Source organism: Cupriavidus sp. Met-2 (genome assembly GCF_049843575.1).
GTDB classification, from domain to species: Bacteria; Pseudomonadota; Gammaproteobacteria; order Burkholderiales; family Burkholderiaceae; genus Cupriavidus; species Cupriavidus metallidurans.
On the sequence record NZ_JBBHZL010000020.1, the window covers coordinates 1 to 17,771 of the forward strand.

Annotated in this window: 15 protein-coding genes and 2 tRNA genes; 7 read left to right on the top strand and 10 right to left on the bottom strand. The window is 63.2% G+C overall.

Annotation, left to right across the window (positions count from 1 at the left end; genetic code table 11):
• Positions 1–1,210, bottom strand: a 1,210-nt coding sequence (locus tag WD006_RS27765) for a DUF6531 domain-containing protein (protein WP_425648339.1), incomplete at its 3' end; no start/stop codon positions are given.
• 638 nt (positions 1,211–1,848) lie between these two features.
• Between WD006_RS27765 and WD006_RS27770 the strand changes: the two genes are divergently transcribed.
• From WD006_RS27770 to WD006_RS27780, 3 genes are read left to right on the top strand one after another with little or no spacing between them, the layout of a single operon-like run.
• Positions 1,849–2,796, top strand: a complete 948-nt coding sequence (locus tag WD006_RS27770; protein ID WP_051723419.1) for a replication initiation factor domain-containing protein — start codon at positions 1,849–1,851, stop codon at positions 2,794–2,796.
• A gap of 28 nt (positions 2,797–2,824) precedes the next feature.
• A complete protein-coding gene (locus tag WD006_RS27775; RefSeq protein WP_375198993.1) occupies positions 2,825–3,115 on the top strand; it encodes a hypothetical protein in 291 nt (96 codons plus the stop codon).
• Positions 3,025–4,029, top strand: coding sequence for a tyrosine-type recombinase/integrase (locus WD006_RS27780; RefSeq protein WP_369688579.1), 1,005 nt, complete (start codon positions 3,025–3,027; stop codon positions 4,027–4,029). The genes WD006_RS27775 and WD006_RS27780 overlap by 91 nt, the downstream gene beginning before the upstream one ends.
• A 36-nt stretch (positions 4,030–4,065) precedes the next feature.
• Here WD006_RS27780 and WD006_RS27785 read toward each other — a convergent pair.
• The 9 genes from WD006_RS27785 to WD006_RS27825 form a co-directional block, all read right to left on the bottom strand.
• A tRNA-Arg gene (locus WD006_RS27785) sits at positions 4,066–4,142 on the bottom strand.
• A 118-nt stretch (positions 4,143–4,260) separates the two neighbouring features.
• On the bottom strand, positions 4,261–5,151 hold the full coding sequence (locus tag WD006_RS27790) for a hypothetical protein (protein WP_063834276.1): 891 nt from the start codon (positions 5,149–5,151) through the stop codon (positions 4,261–4,263).
• A gap of 373 nt (positions 5,152–5,524) precedes the next feature.
• A tRNA-Leu gene (locus WD006_RS27795) sits at positions 5,525–5,611 on the bottom strand.
• 106 nt (positions 5,612–5,717) lie between these two features.
• The gene (locus tag WD006_RS27800) at positions 5,718–6,998 is read right to left on the bottom strand and encodes an amidohydrolase family protein (RefSeq protein ID WP_011519018.1); all 1,281 of its coding nucleotides are present in this window, start codon (positions 6,996–6,998) and stop codon (positions 5,718–5,720) included.
• Between the two features lie 83 nt (positions 6,999–7,081).
• Positions 7,082–7,744, bottom strand: a complete 663-nt coding sequence (locus WD006_RS27805; RefSeq protein ID WP_035821386.1) for a TetR/AcrR family transcriptional regulator — start codon at positions 7,742–7,744, stop codon at positions 7,082–7,084.
• Entirely contained in the window at positions 7,744–8,436 is a 693-nt protein-coding gene (gene upp, locus WD006_RS27810) for a uracil phosphoribosyltransferase (protein WP_029309611.1), read from the bottom strand. The genes WD006_RS27805 and upp overlap by 1 nt, the downstream gene beginning before the upstream one ends.
• A gap of 149 nt (positions 8,437–8,585) precedes the next feature.
• Positions 8,586–9,893, bottom strand: coding sequence for a URC4/urg3 family protein (locus WD006_RS27815; RefSeq protein ID WP_011519021.1), 1,308 nt, complete (start codon positions 9,891–9,893; stop codon positions 8,586–8,588).
• The gene (locus tag WD006_RS27820) at positions 9,890–11,128 is read right to left on the bottom strand and encodes a GTP cyclohydrolase II (protein ID WP_008648510.1); all 1,239 of its coding nucleotides are present in this window, start codon (positions 11,126–11,128) and stop codon (positions 9,890–9,892) included. Before WD006_RS27820 ends, WD006_RS27815 begins: the two co-directional genes overlap by 4 nt.
• 206 nt (positions 11,129–11,334) lie before the next feature.
• Positions 11,335–12,435, bottom strand: coding sequence for an acyltransferase family protein (locus WD006_RS27825; protein ID WP_011519022.1), 1,101 nt, complete (start codon positions 12,433–12,435; stop codon positions 11,335–11,337).
• A 763-nt stretch (positions 12,436–13,198) separates the two neighbouring features.
• Here WD006_RS27825 and WD006_RS27830 point away from each other — a divergent pair.
• The 4 genes from WD006_RS27830 to WD006_RS27845 all read left to right on the top strand — a co-directional run bounded on the left by WD006_RS27830 (position 13,199) and on the right by WD006_RS27845 (position 17,699).
• Entirely contained in the window at positions 13,199–14,383 is a 1,185-nt protein-coding gene (locus WD006_RS27830) for an acyl-CoA dehydrogenase family protein (protein WP_029309610.1), read from the top strand.
• Positions 14,384–14,466: 83 nt separating this feature from the next.
• On the top strand, positions 14,467–15,606 hold the full coding sequence (locus tag WD006_RS27835; protein ID WP_029309609.1) for an acyl-CoA dehydrogenase family protein: 1,140 nt from the start codon (positions 14,467–14,469) through the stop codon (positions 15,604–15,606).
• A 210-nt stretch (positions 15,607–15,816) separates the two neighbouring features.
• The gene (locus tag WD006_RS27840) at positions 15,817–16,773 is read left to right on the top strand and encodes an ABC transporter permease (protein ID WP_008648520.1); all 957 of its coding nucleotides are present in this window, start codon (positions 15,817–15,819) and stop codon (positions 16,771–16,773) included.
• 92 nt (positions 16,774–16,865) lie between these two features.
• Positions 16,866–17,699: an ABC transporter permease gene (locus WD006_RS27845; protein ID WP_141192947.1), complete on the top strand. Its 834-nt coding sequence runs from the start codon at positions 16,866–16,868 to the stop codon at positions 17,697–17,699.
• Positions 17,700–17,771 lie beyond the last annotated feature (72 nt).

Sequence of the window (17,771 nt, forward strand, 5' to 3'; positions counted from 1 at the left end):
CACTCTGACTCTTGCTCAGGTACTGCACCTGCACCTTGTCCACGCCACCCGCATGTTCGGAACTGGTAGCACGACCCTGCGCATCATAGGTCCACGTCGCAAATCGCACGCCTGCTTCATCCGTGATCCCGGTGAGAGCCCCGCTAGACTGAGCGTCTTCATAGTGATAGCTGCGAACCTTGCCATCCGGCCACGTGACAGTAGCAAGCCGCCCGTCGGCATCATATCCATAGCGGGTGATATTGGAGTCAGGAAGCGTGATCGTCGCGATCTTCCCGGTGCTGTCGTAGGTAAAGCTGAGTGATTGACCAAACTGATTCTGTACCTTCACCAGCATGCCAATGCGCGGTGCGATGCTTGTCGACGTAGAACTATCGCTGTACGAGAGGGTAGTTTTCCAACCATTCTGCTCTCGAACTTCTTTCAATACACCGCTAGCATCATAAATTTCGGTGCGATCGGTACTGGCATCGAAATAGTTCCAGGAAACAACGACGCCACGGGTGTCTTTGATAGACACCAACGTGTCCCGTACATCTTTGTTCACCCACTGGTTGTACGCCGACGAAAATACGCGAACGGTACCATCGCCACGCAAGGCAACAGCGGTTGCCGATTCAACGTTGAGTCGACGCTGCCACTGGTGCATCCACCGTAACCCAAATCCATTGACACCATAGGTCAAGTATCTTGATCGATAGACTCGCTGCAAGGCAAGCGGATGGGCGCCAGCCCCTAGGAAATCGATCTCTGATTGAATCTTTGTGCCTGTCCCAGACAGTATCGGATTGCCAACTGGACACGATTGCTCAATCAACTGGTCCTGTGGTACACCCGAAGACCAATAGGTTGCTCCCCCACATCGTAGTACATATGGCTTGCCAAGATCCGGGAGCGAACCATCGGCACAGACTATCTGCGTTTGGTATGGAAAAGCCATATCAAAGTAACCGCCGACAACGCTCCAGCAACCCGGATCTGAGGACTTCCAGATCTGATTTGCTTGACTTGGGCCGGCGAGATATTCCCTACATGCCTCGTCTTTAGTCGCTCTGTACGGATACTGGTAAGTCACTCGATAGGTGACCTCGGAGGTCACTGCATGGGATGGCGATTCCCAAAAAATGCTGCAGATCATGAGAGAACACAGCGCGGAGAGAATAATGAAAATACTTCGCGCGAGCCGTTTAGATCGGGCCCCTTTGAGCATGATTTCTCCTGTGCATTATTGTGCACAGAGAGCAACATTATGTCGCTATCGCCACAAGTACACTGCGGAATAGGATTACGATTGGGCTGATAAAGCTCTTTCGTCGGATTACCCCCTTGCTCCGGCTTTGCCGCACGGCGTAGCATTGTGACGTCACAGGTACAAACCATCCCACCTAAAGCGCAGACCTACTTTTCTACCGGCACCAGCACCTGAAGATTGAGCTTCCGCATCGAGAGTCAGCCGCCACCATATATCGCGCATCGTTCGCACATCTAGGCAAATTGGGCTGATCGGACACAGACATAGCTCCAACTGGAACCTAGAAGCCGGCTATTCAACTTCGAGCGCGCAACATCGACCGCTACTCGCCTGTGACTCCTCCCCCTAACCGGCGGCGGAGCGCGCTCATTTACATTGCCTGACCGTGACTCTGTCGCCTCCACGCGATTGGAGTCATTATGTCTGCGCATTCGAACACGGAAATCCAGGGCGCGGTGGATCGACCGCTGCATCCGCAGGATGCGGCGGCGAACGCCGCGCAATCATCCCGTGTAGTAATACGGGATAAAAGACACCCTATCACCCCCTCCGACGCCCCTACGACCCCGGCATTCCCAGACCGCGCCACGGAGCAAATGGAGCTGGTGACCTACCCGAGCGGGCGCCTCGATTACCGGCTGCACCCACTCCCGGACGAAACCGCTCCTCCCAACGCCGCACATGTGGACTGGCTGGGATTCACGCTCGTACCACCTCCCGGCAAAGCCCTCGAATGGGTTTTTCAAGAGGTGGAGCGGCTGGCCACCCTCGCCGTGACAGAGATTCGCTTGGCTGGCTGGAATGGCTACACACAAAGCGCACGTCTTGGGGATTTCGGCATCGTGGCTTGGGGTGGTCGGCATCAGCGCAACACCGTCCACGTCGAAATCAACGGCACGGGCTGCGCCCGCATCCAGGATTGGCGCGGACTGGCCGCGTGGGGCAACGCGCTCGATGCCAAAATCTCACGCATCGACCTGGCCCACGATGACTTCGAGGGGCGCATTTGCAGTATCGAGCACGTCCTGGCCTGGTATCACGCCAATGGCTTCAACTGCGGGGGCCGCAATGGCAAGCTCAAGCACGCGGGCGACTGGACGGACGGCACCGATGGGCGAACGCTCTACATCGGCACCCGTGCGCACAAGCTGTTGCGCTGCTACGAGAAGGGTAAGCAGCTCGGCCACCCGGATAGTCCCTGGTGCCGTGTCGAGCTGGAACTGCGCGGCAAGAACCACGTGATTCCCTGGGAAACGCTGGACGTGCCAGGCCAATACCTGGCCGGCGCCTACCCCTGCCTTGCATTCCTTTCAGCGGTGCAATCCAAGATCAAGATGTGCCAGAAGGCCGCCGCCATGAGCGTCGACGTTATGACCAGTAACGCCAGTCGCCTGTCCGGCAAAGCCATCAACGTCTTGATGCAACTCCACGATGAAGATGCCGCCACGGTAGTCGAAAAGCTGCGGCGCGATGGCATTCCAAAGCGGCTGGTGCCCTACAGTATCGGCCTGCCCGGCGCAGGGGATCAGGATGCGGACGCTTGATCTCCAGGAGGCTGCCGCCTTCCTCAAGATGCATCCCGAGGAAGTGCGGCGACGAGCCAAGCGCGGGCAGATTCCAGGAGGTAAGGCTGGCCGCGCCTGGGTGTTCATCGACCAGGATCTTGCTGATTATGTGCGCTCCCTCTATGCTCACCCCCGGCAGGCGTTGCAAGTGACATTAGGAAAGGAACCTGATCTATGTCACTTCGCAAACGTGGAACGGTCTGGTGGATCGACTTCGTCGCCCCCAACGGCGAACGAATACGCCGATCTGCTGCGACCGAAAGCAAGACCCTCGCGCAAGAGCTGCACGACAAGCTGAAAGCCGAAGCCTGGCGCATCAGCAAGTTGGGTGAGCGGCCGCAGCGTTCTTGGAATGACGCAGTCGTTCGCTGGCTCAAGGAGCAAGGCCACAAGGCGACGATCGAGACGGACAAGATCCATCTGCGCTGGCTCGATCATTTCCTGGGTGGCAGGCCGCTGGATCAGATCAACCGTGCCCTGGTTGACCGGATCACGCAGACCAAGCTCAACGAGGGAGTTAGCAACGCGACGGCCAACCGCGTGCTGGAAGTCCTGCGTGCCGTGCTGCGCAAGGCGGAGAATGAGTGGGAATGGCTCGATAAGGCGCCGAAGATCCGGATGCTGCCCGAGCCGACCCGCCGCATTCGCTTCCTGGCGCGGGACGAAGCACAACGGCTACTGGCCGCGTTGCCGGAGCACCTGGCAGACATGGCGGCGTTCTCGCTGGCTACTGGCTTGCGCCGGGCCAATGTTACCGGGCTGGAGTGGTCGCAACTGGATCTCTCTCGCTCGGTGGCATGGATACACCCGGACCAGGCCAAGGCCCGCAAGGCGATTGCCGTGCCCCTGAACGCGGAGGCGACGGGCATCCTTCTCAAGCAGGTCGGGAAGCATGCCACACACGTGTTCTCGTTCCGGGGCAAGCCGATCACCCAGGTCAGCACCAAGGCCTGGTATGCGGCGCTGGAACGGGCTGGCATCCAGGACTTCCGCTGGCATGATCTGCGGCATACCTGGGCGAGCTGGCACGTGCAGAACGGCACGCCGTTGTTTGCCTTGCAGGAACTGGGAGGTTGGGAGAGTCCGGAGATGGTGCGGCGGTATGCGCATCTGTCGGCGGAGCACCTGGCGCCCTATGCTGACCGCCTCACGCCCCTGAGGGACTTGGCGGGTTCGGTTCAAGGCACAAGGCTGGCACAAGAGCCAAAATGACGAAGGGCTTCCATTGCTGGAAGCCCTCCTAATAGGTGGCGCGGCTGGCAGGATTCGAACCCACGACCCCTTGGTTCGTAGCCAAGTACTCTATCCAACTGAGCTACAGCCGCACGCGAGGCCCGAATTGTATCGCAATTCGCATCGCGCGCAAGTACTTCGTGAAAATTATTTCTCGAAGACCAGATACTCCCTCGACAGACACTATCGCGACACTGCTGCCGCCATCCCTTACCAGCGGTATCTGGCACCCAGTGTTCCGCCCGCGTTGCGTCCTCCGCGCGCCTTGACCCATAGCTTCAGGCCGGTGGTCGAGTTGCTGTGCGCGCCGACGTTGAAGGACAGTAGACCACGCAGCAGATCGGTGTCGATGCGCGTGCCGTTGATGTTGATGGTGCGTGCGCGATTGTCTTGCCACCAGTCCGCTTCAACGAAGGGGTAGACACCATTCAGGCGCGTGGGCGCGGAGCTATACAGCCGCACGGCCAGCCCGGTGGCATTGGCCTCGCCCGGTGGCGCGTCCCAGTTGCCGGGTACCGGCGCCATGCCAGGACGGTATGCCATCTCGACACGGGACTGCAGGGTGGGACCGGATCTGTTGCGCGACAGCGGCGTATCCATCGCCAGTGCCATGGTGCGCGTGCCGCCATCGACGAACCCGGTTGCCGTTGTCATGTCATCGAGATGCAGCATCGCCGGGCGCGTGCCGGCCCGGTACGTTTCGACCTGGCGATCGATCGGTCCCGCGCTGCCCACGACCTCATGCTCTCCACTGGGCACCGACATCTGCTCCGAAGCCAGCACGTTGACAGGCGCAGGCTGATCAGGATCGTCGTCCATGGCCACCATGCGAGGTGGCTCGAGCGATGGGGATTCCGGTGTGGCGGCTTCCGCAGGCGGCGTGCCCGCGTCGCGTTTGTCCTGGACAATCGACGGCGGCATATCCGCGCCTGGCGGCCCGCTCGCAAGTTCCTCGGCGCAGGCCGCGGCGCTCGCAAGCAGCACGATCAGGAAGCCCAGATGGAGACAGGAATGGTGCCCTGGGTGCGCGGCGACACAGCGCTCCCAGCCGGGACAATGCCCGGCGCCCTCCCCTCTCCCGCACGTGAACAGTACGGACATGGCAACCACCTTGCCGGGCGTTATTGAATCGTGCCCGATCAAACTGGAGCATAGGTCAAAGCCGGCGTGTCAGTTAGACCGTAATGCGGGTTGCCGGACGGGAGCGGCACGCCCTGAGAATTTTGCCTGACAGTGTCAGTCATTCTTCCTGGAGCCGGTCCTCTTAAGCCTCGGGCGGAGAAACGAAAAAAGCCCCGCTTGCGCGGGGCTTTTCTGAATTTGGTGCCCAGAAGAGGACTCGGTCACCCATGCGCGACCCCGGGTTGCGCTTGCAAGCGCAACCTTTTCTCGTCCTCGCGAAAGGCCCTCAAGGGCCTTTCTTTCCGGGCGGAGAAACGAAAAAAGCCCCGCTTGCGCGGGGCTTTTCTGAATTTGGTGCCCAGAAGAGGACTCGAACCTCCACAGTGTTGCCACCGCTAGGACCTGAACCTAGTGCGTCTACCAATTCCGCCATCTGGGCTTCGTTTCGCTGCATTGCTGCTGCGATGCGAAGAAAGAGATTATGCTGAGCAAGACGATCTCTGTCAACACAAAATTCATCGATTCTTCAAAAACTCTCCACACCGTCATGCCCGGTGTAACTGGAAGTCGACTTGAGCCGGTCGACCCGCGAGCGCCAGCATTGCGGTGGCCGGCGCCGTGCGGGCGATGACATTCCCTGCCCGCATTACCAGCAGCCGCGTTGCGCGCAGGCGGAGCGCCTCCACCGGGTCCCGCGCCTGCAGCAGCACCAGATCCGCGCGGCGGCCCGGCGAGATCCCATAGCCTTCGAGACCCAGGATACGTGCCGGCGTTTCTGTCACAGCGGTGAAACACGCGCGCATGGCGTCCTGCCCCGTCATCTGCGCGACGTGCAGACCCATGTGGGCCACCTCTAGCATGTCGCCCGAGCCAAGGCTGTACCAGGGGTCCATCACACAGTCGTGACCGAAGGCCACAGGAATGCCGGCGGCAAGCATCTCGGGCACGCGCGTCATGCCGCGCCGCTTCGGATAGGTATCGTGCCGCCCCTGCAGCGTGATGTTGATCAGCGGATTGGCGATGGCCGATACGCCGGCCTCTCGCATCAGCGGCAGCAGCTTGGAGACGTAGTAATTGTCCATCGAATGCATCGACGTCAGATGCGAACCCGTGACGCGTCCCTGCAAACCCAGCCGTACCGATTCGCTCGCCAGCGTCTCGATATGGCGCGACATCGGGTCGTCGCTTTCGTCGCAATGCATGTCCACGCGCAACCCGCGCTCGGCGGCTTCCTCGCAGAGCATCTTCACCGACGCCGCGCCGTCGGCCATCGTGCGCTCAAAATGCGGAATGCCGCCCACCACATCGACGCCAAGGTCCAGCGCGCGGCGAAGGTTGTTGAGCGCATCCGGTGCGCGCAGCAGACCGTCCTGCGGAAATGCCACGAGTTGCAGATCCAGGTAGGGCCTGACGCGCTCACGCACGTGCAGCAGCGCCTCCGTGGCCAGCAGGCGCGGATCGCACACATCCACGTGGGAACGGATCGCCAGCAGCCCTTTGGAGACGGCCCAGTCGCAATACGCCAGCGCGCGCTCGACGATGGCATCCTGCGTAAGCAGCGGCTTCAGCTCCCCCCACAGCGCGATGCCCTCGAGCAGCGTGCCGGACTGGTTCACGCGCGGCAGGCCGTATGACAGCGTGGAGTCCATATGGAAGTGCGCATCGACGAACGGCGGCGAGACAAGCTGTCCAGCAGCGTCGATCTCCTCGCCCGCCGTTGCCGCGATCCGTGGCTCCACCGCCGCGATCCGCCCGTTGGCAATGCCGATATCGATATCGGTACGTCCGTCAGGCATATTGCAGTGGCGCAGGATGGTGTCGAACATGAGGCGTCCCTTGTGATCCCGGTGGCGGTGACGTGGCAATGGTAGACGAAGACTGCATGGCAACTGCCACGCATGATGCTGGGTCAGGCCAGCGAGGCTTCCTGATCCAGCCCGCAGCCACGGAGCAGCAACGCCACCAGGTGCTCGGTGGCGCGTTCGAAGTCCTCGGTGTCGAGCTGGCTGACGCCCAGCACGGCGCAGACCTGCGCATCGAAGTCTGCGTACGTCTGCGTGGCGGCCCAGATCGTGAAGAAGAGGTGATAGGGGTCGACACGGGCCATCTGACCGTCTTCAATCCATGAGCGAATCACCATGGCCTTGCGCGTCACCAGTTCGCGCAACGCTTCACGCAGCACGCCGCCGATCTCAGGGGCGCCGTGCAGCAACTCGTTGGCGAACACGCGAGACGCGTCCGGATGGCTGGCCGACAGCCGCATCTTGGCGCGGATGTACTGCTCCAGCGCCACGCGCGGCGCATGGTCGGCGCTGATGATATCGGTCTCCGATAGCCAGAGCTGCAACGTGTGCGCCAGCACGGCGCGGTACAGCGCCTGCTTCGTCCGGAAGTAGTAGTGCAGGTTCGACTTCGGCATGCCGGCGTGCAGCGCGATGTCGGCCATCGTGGCCCCGGCGAACCCCGCGCGCGCGAACACGTGTTCCGCGGCGCGCAGGATCTGCGCCTCGTTTTCCTGCCGGATACGGCCTCCCGATTCGCGCACGGGCGGCGCAAGCGCCGGCGCGCCCATCATTTGGTGCCGTAGAGCCGGTCACCGGCGTCGCCGAGACCGGGCACGATATAGCCGTGCTCGTTGAGTTGCTCGTCAATGGCCGCCGTGACGATGCAGACATCAGGGTGCGCTGCCTGCAGCGCGCGTAATCCGGGCCGCGATGCAATCAGGCAGACATACTTCATGGTGGTCACCCCCGCTTCCTTGAGACGATTCAATGCGGCGATGGCCGAGTTGCCCGTAGCCAGCATCGGGTCGACGACGATCACCATCCGCTCGCCGATGTCCTCGGGCATCTTGAAGTAGTACTCGATCGGCTCCAGTGTCTCGGGGTCGCGGTACAGGCCGATATGACCCACGCGAGCAGCCGGCAGCAGTTCCAGCATCCCGTCGAGAAAGCCGTTGCCGGCACGGAGGATCGATACCAGACAGAGCTTCTTGCCGGACAGCACCGGCGACTGCATGGGCGCGATTGGCGTGCGGATCGAGATGATCTCCATCGCCAGGTCGCGCGTGGCCTCGTAGGTCAGGAGCTGGCTGATCTCGCGCACCAGGCGCCGGAAGTTGTCGGTGGTGGTGTCCTCGTTGCGCACGAGTGTGACCTTGTGCTGCACCAGTGGATGATTCACGACCATGACCGAAGGCGACGTGGCCTTATCGGGGTTGACATAGGTCTCCGTGGCCGCAGCCGCGGCTGGCAGATCGTTCATGGTGCGCTCCTTGAGTGACAAACTCTCGTGAAGTTCGGGCAAGGCGGTCCTTGGGCCCGCCACGTCTGGGGCTGCCAGCGAATCGTTTCCGTTGTCTGCTGTCCGTTGTCTACTGCCTGCTTCCGTGCGTTCGATCCATGCGCGACGCGCTAGAACACAGTGCCGTCGCTCTGTATTGCGAACGGCGGCGGCCCGCCCGGTGGACGCCGCTGCGCCGCGACACGCCGCCCCGCCGCCCACGTGCCGCCCTCGAGCACACGCGCCAGCGGAAAGTCCGCTTCGCTCAAACCGAGCGCCTGCCGCACGCCATCAGCGATCAGATCCAGCCCCGTCACGGTCAGCGCGCGCCATTCGACGATCTCCGGCTCATCCACCGCGTGCGCGCGGCTGGCGAACGTGGCATCGCGTGGCACCATCAGTTCGAAGTCGTACAGCAGGCCACCGTTGCGGTACTCGGGCAGACCCGTCAGCGCATCGAGCCCGGTCACGGTCAGCCCCGCATCCTCCAGCGGCTCCAGCAACGAATAGGTCAGCCATTGCGTGAGTTTGTGGAACGGCACCATACCCTCGGGAGCCGCCGGATGCCGCCAGCAATCCCCGAGCGAGATCCCCTGGATCTGCAGCCGGCCTGGCCACACAGGGCCCAGCGCCACCAGCAGCGTGCGCAGCACGAAGCTCGCTTCGATCCGGCCTTCGCGCGCATGCGAGGCCAGATAGTCATACAGGTTGCCGAGCCGTGCCGGGCTGCCAAACACCGCCGGTGTGTCCTGCATCACCTCCCCGAGCCGGCGCAGAAGTCCCGCGCGGCCTTCCAGGCCGACCAGCGGGTTGTGCTGCGCCACCTGGAACGCCGAGGCAATGGTCGAGGCGTCGATGCGGCAAAGGCGGTCGGCGTCGGAACGTAACGGATCGCCTTGCCCGGCGGAGAAGCCGCCACGCGCGAACAGGTCGAAGCTGGCCACGCCGAGCCCCTCCGAACGCGTCAGCATCATGTCGCTGGCCGCATCGCGGTAGCGCCAGTCGGGCCCAGCGCCCGCATCGAGCAGCACGCTCGGGATCACCAGATCTATGCCGATCCGCGCGCGCTCCTCGCGATGTTCGGGGCCCGACATGCCCGCGCGCTCGCACAGGATCTGCCAGCGGTTGATCGTGGCCTGCCCCGGCCCGCCACTTTCAAAATGGCGCCAGCGGCTGTGATACGGCACCTGCAACGTCGGATAGCGGCGGCGAATCGTCGCGGCCACATAGTCGGCGATCGCGTGAACGCGGTCCGGGTGCCACGTGAACAACTCGGATTCCCCCGAGGCCACGAAGTCCGTCACCACCGCGCAACGCGTTCGCACGGCTTCCGCACTGAGCAGCGCAGCCGCGGGATGATCGGGTGGAACGGGGCTATGCCAGCCGCTGCCCATGCCATCGTCGCGTCCTGCTCTGCCTCCTTCCGGAAATTCATTCATTCCTTCAACCCCCTGCCCTTTGCCTGGGCGAGTTCCTTGGCGTCGGGCGGCGTGTACCTGGAGAAATAACCCGCCGCCACCTTCGCATCGATTTCCACGCGCGCATCGGCCGGGATCAGGGACTCGGGAATCGCCACCTGCTCCACCACCTCGATACCCTGCGCCGTCAGCGCGCCGTGCTTCATGTTGCTCATCGAGGCCCAGCGATCGATCCTCCTGATCCCGAGCCAGTGAAATACATCCGGCATCAATTCCTGGAACCGCATGTCCTGCACGCCGGCCACGCATTCGGTACGTTCGAAGTAGGTTTCGGCGCGGTCGCCGCCCACCTGGCGCTTGCGCGCGTTGTAGACCAGGAACTTCGTCACCTCGCCAAGCGCGCGGCCTTCCTTCCGGTTATAGACCACCAAGCCCACGCCACCCTGCTGCGCCATCTCGATACAAACCTCGATACCGTGCGCCAGATACGGGCGGCATGTGCAGATGTCCGACCCGAACACGTCGGAGCCATTGCATTCGTCATGCACGCGGCAGGCGACGCGGGTATCGGGCTGGCCCAGCTTTGTGACATCGCCGAAAAAATAGAGCGTCATGCCGCCGATCGGAGGCAGGAACACCTTCAGATCGGGTCGCGTCACAAGTTCGGGAAACATGCCGCCGGTCTGCTCGAACAGGCTGCGGCGCAGCACGCTCTCCTTGATATTGAAGCGGCGCGCGATACCGGGCAGGTACCAGACCGGGTCCACCGCCGCCTTGGTCACGCGCACGTCGCCATTGGCCTCGAGGATGTCGCCGTCGGGCTTGAGCCGTCCGGCCGAGATCGCGGCCATGAGTTCGGGCATGTTGATATGGGCACGCGTGATGGCGATGGTCGGACGGATGTCCACCCCGGCGGCGATGCGGTCGGCGAAGACGGTGGAGACCAGGTGGCCCCAGGGATCCAGCGACACGATCCTGTCCGGATCGCCCCACTGCGGGTGCGGGCCGATGGCTTCGGCCGGGGATGTATCGGTCAGGTCGGGACGATGCGCGCGCTGCAGGCTGCCCGCCGCCACTGCCAGCGCGCGATAGATCGCATAGGCGCCAGCGTGGGTACCAATAACGTTGCGCTGCGCGGGGTCTGTCAGGCTGGCAATGACCGGCCCCCGCTCGGCCGCCGTGGGTGCGCCCCAGTGAATCGGCTCGGCCGGCTTGTCGCGGCGTGTGTGCGAGGTCAGAACGATATGATCGGACATGGCAGCCTCGTCTCCCCGGATCGAAACCTGACCAGTTGGTCAGGTTTATATATCCATACTAGGCAATGGCCATGCCAACCCTCAACTGGGGTTGTTACCGTGAGTGACATTCCGCACGCACCGGACGGGTGCGGGATGCATGACGAAGGCGGTACATGCTGGTGCGGACGCACCAGCATTGATTTGACGAGGTTGACGCCGGCCGCTCAGGCCTGGGGCTTTTCGCCCCGCGTCCACTTGCGGGTGTGAATCCCTTCCTTGACGAAGTCGATCACCGAGCGCAGCGGGCTGGCAGCCTCCACATAGCGATGGAATACAGCGCCGGCTACGTTGCTGGCGACCCACGCCAGCAACATCCCCAAAGCGTTGAGCATCGGCTGGCCCGGAGCGAAATGGAACACCAAGGCGTTCACTACCAGGCAGACCGGAAAGTGCACGAGGAAGACCGAGTACGAGATCTTGCCGAAGTATGCGGTGACGCGGCCACCCGGCCAATGCTCGAGCCAGCCCCCGCGGCGGGAGATGGCCAGCACCAGCGCCGTGACCAGCGCGACGGCGATACGCAGGCGGAAGTCCATCGTCAGGGCCGCCACGCCAACCGCGCCAAGCGCGATCAGGGCCACCGGAGAACGATCGGGGTTCGACGCCCAGTACGCGAGCGTGCCCATGCCGTAGGCGCCAAAGAAGTAGATCGCCCAGATATCCCAGGTGGCATCACGGTTGAACCAGAACAGCGAGGCCACCGCTAGCGCGGCCACCGTCGGCACGCCCAGCGGCAACGTATCGCGTGACACCGCGCGCGCCAGCCAGAGCGCGAATACCAGCAGCGCGAACAGTTGCAGATCGATCGCGATATACCAGACGCCTGCGGACAGCGCGTCCACATCGAGGATGTTGTGCAGCAGCAGGATGTGCGCGATGACCTGCGTCAGGTGCGGCGCGGCGGGTATCGAGTCGTGATGCATCCACGTCCGCGCGATGGCGGCGCCGATGATCGCGACGAGCATCGCCACGGTGTAGGGCACGACCAGTTTCTGATAGCGGCGCCATACCGTGGAAAGCGGGCTCTGGGCGGTCAGGCGTCCGGCGGGAGCCAGGCTGCGCGCGGCAAGGAATCCGCTGATGACCAGGAACACCTGCACCGCGATGCGCGCGTAGTCAGACAGCCAGCCGATCAGGCCGGGGGCCAGAGATTGGGCGGCATCGGACATCGGCCCATAGAAGGCCAGATGGTGCAACACGATCAGCTGCGAGCTGACCGCCTTCAGCGCGTCTACACACGCCAAACGAGAAGGCCGGGGGCTCATTTGTTATATGTGAGATACAAAGTGGGGCGCATTGTACCTCCATTGTTGCGTTTCAAAATGTGGAGAGTGGGTAACGCATGTAAGCAGGTGTACTGCCCTCATGCGTCGCATCGCTTTCGACTGAACTTCCGCCACTGGCACTAGCTTATGAAAAGAAAGCACAAATTGCCGGTGGCATTTGGAGAAACCGGTCACGTTTCTCATATGCAGACATACAGGTATGGACATGGTTGTCCTATCCCTGCGAGCACTAACCACACCGTTCGGACGAGCTTTCTCGTCTCCATAAAAAATTCGTATGAATGGTATGGAAAAGAAGAATGCACGGACTGTCACCAATATTCTCTCGACAAGCGACCTGAATCGGGCCGAGGTACCCGCTCCTGGCGGTGCCTGCCACCGGATCGAACGAGGCAATGAAACTTCCGGGATTGCGAAGCATGATGAGCGCTTCGATCAATCTTCGCAGAAGTTAAGCTATTTTCTACCGCACTCGCTGACATGATTCGCACTCCGCGTCGCGCCACCCTCGAGCGACGGGTCGCATCTGACCTCCACGGCTTCGCGCTCGGCAAGCCACTCGGGTTAGGTTTTGGAGTATTGACGCCCTTTGGGTCGGCTTGTATAAAAGTTGCCGTACCCGCCACCTTCTGCAAGTGTTTTAGAAAAATAAGACTGTGGCATGGAACAACCTTGATCCGATTTTCCGGCAGACCGATGCCCGCGTGGCACGGCTTCCCAGGGACGCAACAAGGAGACAATTGTGGACGGACTGGAGACATTTCGGCAGGAGGCGCATGCCTGGCTGGAAGCGAACTGCCCGGCGGAGATGCGCCAACCGGTGCGCAACGAGGACGACATCTGCTGGGGCGGGCGCAAGTTCCGCTATCAGTCCGATGCGCAGCGCCTGTGGCTGCAACGCATGGCCGAAAAGGGCTGGACCGTTCCGGAGTGGCCAACCCAATATGGCGGCGGCGGGCTCAGTCCGGCGCAGGCCCGGGTGCTGCGCGCCGAAATGGCCCGATTGAACTGCCGGACGCCGCTGCAGAGCTTCGGCATCTCGATGCTGGGCCCGGCGCTGCTGAAGTACGGCACCGAGGCGCAAAAGCAGGAGCACCTGCCCAAGATCGCACGCGGAGAGATCCGCTGGTGCCAGGGCTACTCGGAGCCCAATGCCGGCTCCGACCTGGCGGCGCTGCAAACGCGCGCTGAAGAGCGTGACGGCCACTTTATCGTCAACGGCCAGAAGATCTGGACTTCGTACGCCGACAAGGCCGACTGGATCTTCTGCCTGGTGCGCACCGACTTCCAGGCGCAGAAGCACACGGGTATCAGTTTCCTGTTGTTCGACATGGAAACCCCCGGGGTCTCCACCCGGCCCATCGTGCTGATCTCAGGCAAATCTCCCTTCTGCGAGACCTTCTTCGACGATGTGAAGGTGCCGTGCCACCAGTTGGTCGGCGAGCCGAACCGTGGATGGGAAATCGCCAAGTATCTGCTGACGCACGAGCGCGAAATGATCAGCGCCATTGGCAGCCGTGGCTTCCGCGAGCCCATGGGTCGCCACGCGGCGAAAGTCATCGGCGTGGATGCGCAACGCCGCCTCGACGATCCGATGCTGCGTGCCCAGATTGCCCAGTTCGAGATTGACGAAGCCGCCTTTGCGGCCGCCGGCGAGCGGGCACGCGACCTGGCCAAGCAAGGCGAGGGAATGGCAGCGTTCTCTTCCGTGCTGAAGTACTACGGCGCAGAACTGAACAAGCGACGCTATGAACTGTTGATGTCCGTCGGCGGCACTGACGCCCTGGAGTGGGAAGGCGAACGCAGCCAGGACGGCGCCCTGGCGCGGAGCTGGCTGCGCACCAAGGCCAATTCGATCGAGGGCGGGACCAGCGAGGTGCAGCTCAACATCGTCGCCAAGCGCCTGCTCGGCCTCCCGGGCGCCTGACGTACCGGCTCGCCCGTACCGCCACGCCTACCGCAGCCCAAAGACATCGAAGCCCTCGAAGCCCAAGGACCGTCAAAGCCGCCATGCCCATCGTATTCGACGACACGCAGGAAATGCTGCGCGACAGCGCCCTCGCCTTCCTGAAGGACAACGCCCCGATTTCCGCGCTGCGCACGCTGCGCGACACGCATGACCCCGTCGGATTCTCCCGGGATCTCTGGCGCCAGGCCACCGAATTGGGATTCACCGGCGTGCTGATCGACGAAGCCTATGGCGGCAGTGGCCTCGGCGTGGTCGAGGCCGGCATCATCGCCGAAGCTATCGGGGCCACGCTTGCGCCGTTGCCGTTCCTTTCCACCTCGGTGCTTGGCGCCTCACTGCTGGGGCTGTTCGGCAGCGACACGCAGCGAAGCGCGCTGCTGCCGGAGATGGCATCGGGCCGCCACCTGACGGCGCTCGCGCTGGACGAGGGGAGCAAACACCGGCCAGAGCGCATCACCCTGCTGGCGCGACGCCATGGCGACGGGTACATGCTCGACGGCAGCAAGGTGTTCGTCGTCGACGGCCATGTGGCCGACACGTTGATCGTCGCAGCGAAAGACGCGCAGGCGGGGCCCGATGGCGACATCTCGCTGTTCCTGGTGCCGCGCGACAACGCCGGCGTCCGCGTCGAACGCTGCGTGATCGCCGATGCCACCAATGCGGCACGCGTCACCTTCGAGGGCGTCCGAGTTCCGGCCTATGCGCTGCTGGGCCGCGCCGGCAACGGCGCCGCGATGCTCGACAAGGTGCTCGACATCGCCCGCGCGGTGCTGTCGTCCGAACTGGTCGGTATTGCAGATGCCACGTTCGCGCGCACGCTCGCCTACCTGAAGGAGCGCAGCCAGTTCGGCAAGCAGATCGGCGAGTTCCAGGCCCTGCAGCATCGTGCCGCACATCTGTTCGCGGAGATCGAACTCGCGCGTGCCGCGGTGCTGCAGTGCCAGCAGCGGCTGGACGCTGGCCGTTCGGATGGGCCGGAGCCGCTAGTTTGCGTCGCCAAGGCCAAGGCCGGCACCACCGCCACCCTGGCAGTGCAGGAGGGCGTGCAGATGCACGGCGGTATCGGCATGACCGACGAACTGGACATCGGGTTCTACATGAAGCGCGCACGCACAGCCCAGGAGTGGTTGGGCGACGCCAACTGGCAGCTCAACCGCTGGGCAGGAATGCGCGGCTACTGATCTGGCCAGCCCTCCCGCCACGACGCTGGCGGGGCACGACGCAACACCGAGGCGAAAGCGATCGCGCGGATGTCGGCATACGCCCATGCCGGCCGATCGCTCACAAGGAGGCAACATGTCTGCGGTATCGACTGTACGCGCCACCCCGGGAACGACATCGGCAGCAACATCGCCGCCCGGAATCCAGCCAGCATCGCTCAGGGGCCTGCCATGAGCGCCTACTTCGTGCGTCGCCTGCTGGCACTGATACCGACGCTGCTCTTCGCCAGCATCATCGTGTTCACCATCGTGCGCCTGGTGCCCGGCGACGTGGTCGATCTCATGCTGAGTCAGAACGACATCAGCGCCGATGCCCTCACCCGCGAGCAACTGGTCCACGCGCTAGGGCTCGACCGTCCTATCTGGGATCAATACCTGCGCTGGGTCACCAATATCGTGCTGCACGGTGATCTGGGGCAGTCCCTTTGGCAAAGCGAGCCGGTCCTGAAAATGGTGATGGCCCGAATCCCGGCCACCTTCTCGCTAGGTGTGCTGGCCCTGTTCGTGGCACTGACGGTGGCGCTGCCCATCGGGATCGTGTCGGCCACCCGCCAGGACAGCGCCGTCGACTACGTGGCGCGGTCGTTCTCCATCCTGATGCTGGCCGTCCCCAGCTTCTGGCTCGGCACGATGGTGATCGTGTTCCCGTCAGTGTGGTGGGGCTGGTCCCCCGACGTGCGCTACATCCCCTTTCTCGAAGACCCGGTGCAGCACGTGAAACAGATGCTGGTGCCAGCCATCGTGCTGGGCATGGCGCTGTCCGCCATCACGATGCGGATGACGCGCACCATGATGCTGGAGGTACTGCGGCAGGACTATATCCGCACAGCCTGGGCCAAGGGACTGAACGAACGACAGGTCATCTTCCGCCATGCGCTGCGCAACGCGTTGATTCCGGTGGTGACCCTCATCGGGCTGCAGGCACCGCTGCTGATCGGTGGCGCCGTCGTCATCGAACAGATCTTCGCGGTACCGGGCATGGGCCTGTTGCTGCTCGATGCCGTGCACCAGCGGGACTATCCGGTCATCACTGGTGTCTTTCTCGTGGTCGGCGTGGCGGTGATGCTGATCAACCTGCTAGTAGACCTGAGCTACGGCCTGTTCGACCCCAAAGTGAGGCACCACTGATGGCACACCCCTCCGTCGATCCACGCGCAGTGTCCCCTTCGCTCGTGACGGCCCAGGCGCCTCCCGCCTCGCGCAGGCGCTCCCGGTTTCCCATGATGCGCCGACTGTTCCGCGACAAACCGCTCGGCGCGGCCGGCGCCGTGATCTGCGCGATCTTCTTGTTCTGCGGCGTCTTTGCCGGCTGGCTGGCGCCATACGGTGTCAACGAGATCAACATGATGGCGCGGCTGCAACCACCGTCATGGGCGCATCTCTTCGGCACCGACAATCTCGGCCGTGACATCTTCTCCCGCTGCCTGTATGGCGCGCAACTGTCGGTGGTGATCGGCCTGTCGGCGGCCACGCTGGCCACGCTGGTTTCCCTCGTGCTTGGCATCCTGTGCGGCTATCTGGGCGGCAAGCTGGACCTGGTGGTGCAGCGAATGGTCGACGCCTGGATGAGTTTTCCGGACCTCATCATCCTGATCGTCGTGGTCTCGGTGCTGGGCCCGGGCAGTTGGCAAATCGTCTGCACGCTGGGTCTGCTGCTCGGTATCGGCGGCTCCAGAATCGTGCGCGGGGCCGTGGTATCGGTGCGCGAGAACATGTACGTGCACGCGGCGCAATCGATCGGCGCCTCCACCAGCCGCATCCTGTGGCGGCACATCCTGCCCAACGTGCTGCCGCCGGTGATCGTCCTGTTCACGACCCGCGTCGGCACCGCGATCCTGGCGGAATCGGGACTGTCATTCCTGGGCCTCGGCGTGCCGCCGCCCGCCCCGACCTGGGGCGGCATGCTGTCGGGCGACGGGCGCACCTTCATGTTCCAGGGGCCGTGGCTCGCGCTTGCGCCAGGCATCTGCCTGACGGTGGTGGTCTACGCCATCAACGTCTATGGCGATGCCATGCGCGACCTGCTCGACCCACGCCTACGCGGCGGCCGCTGAAACGCGCCCGCCAACACCGGCCGGCAATGTGGCCCGCCGAATCACGACTCTTCAGACCCTGTAAGGAGCAAG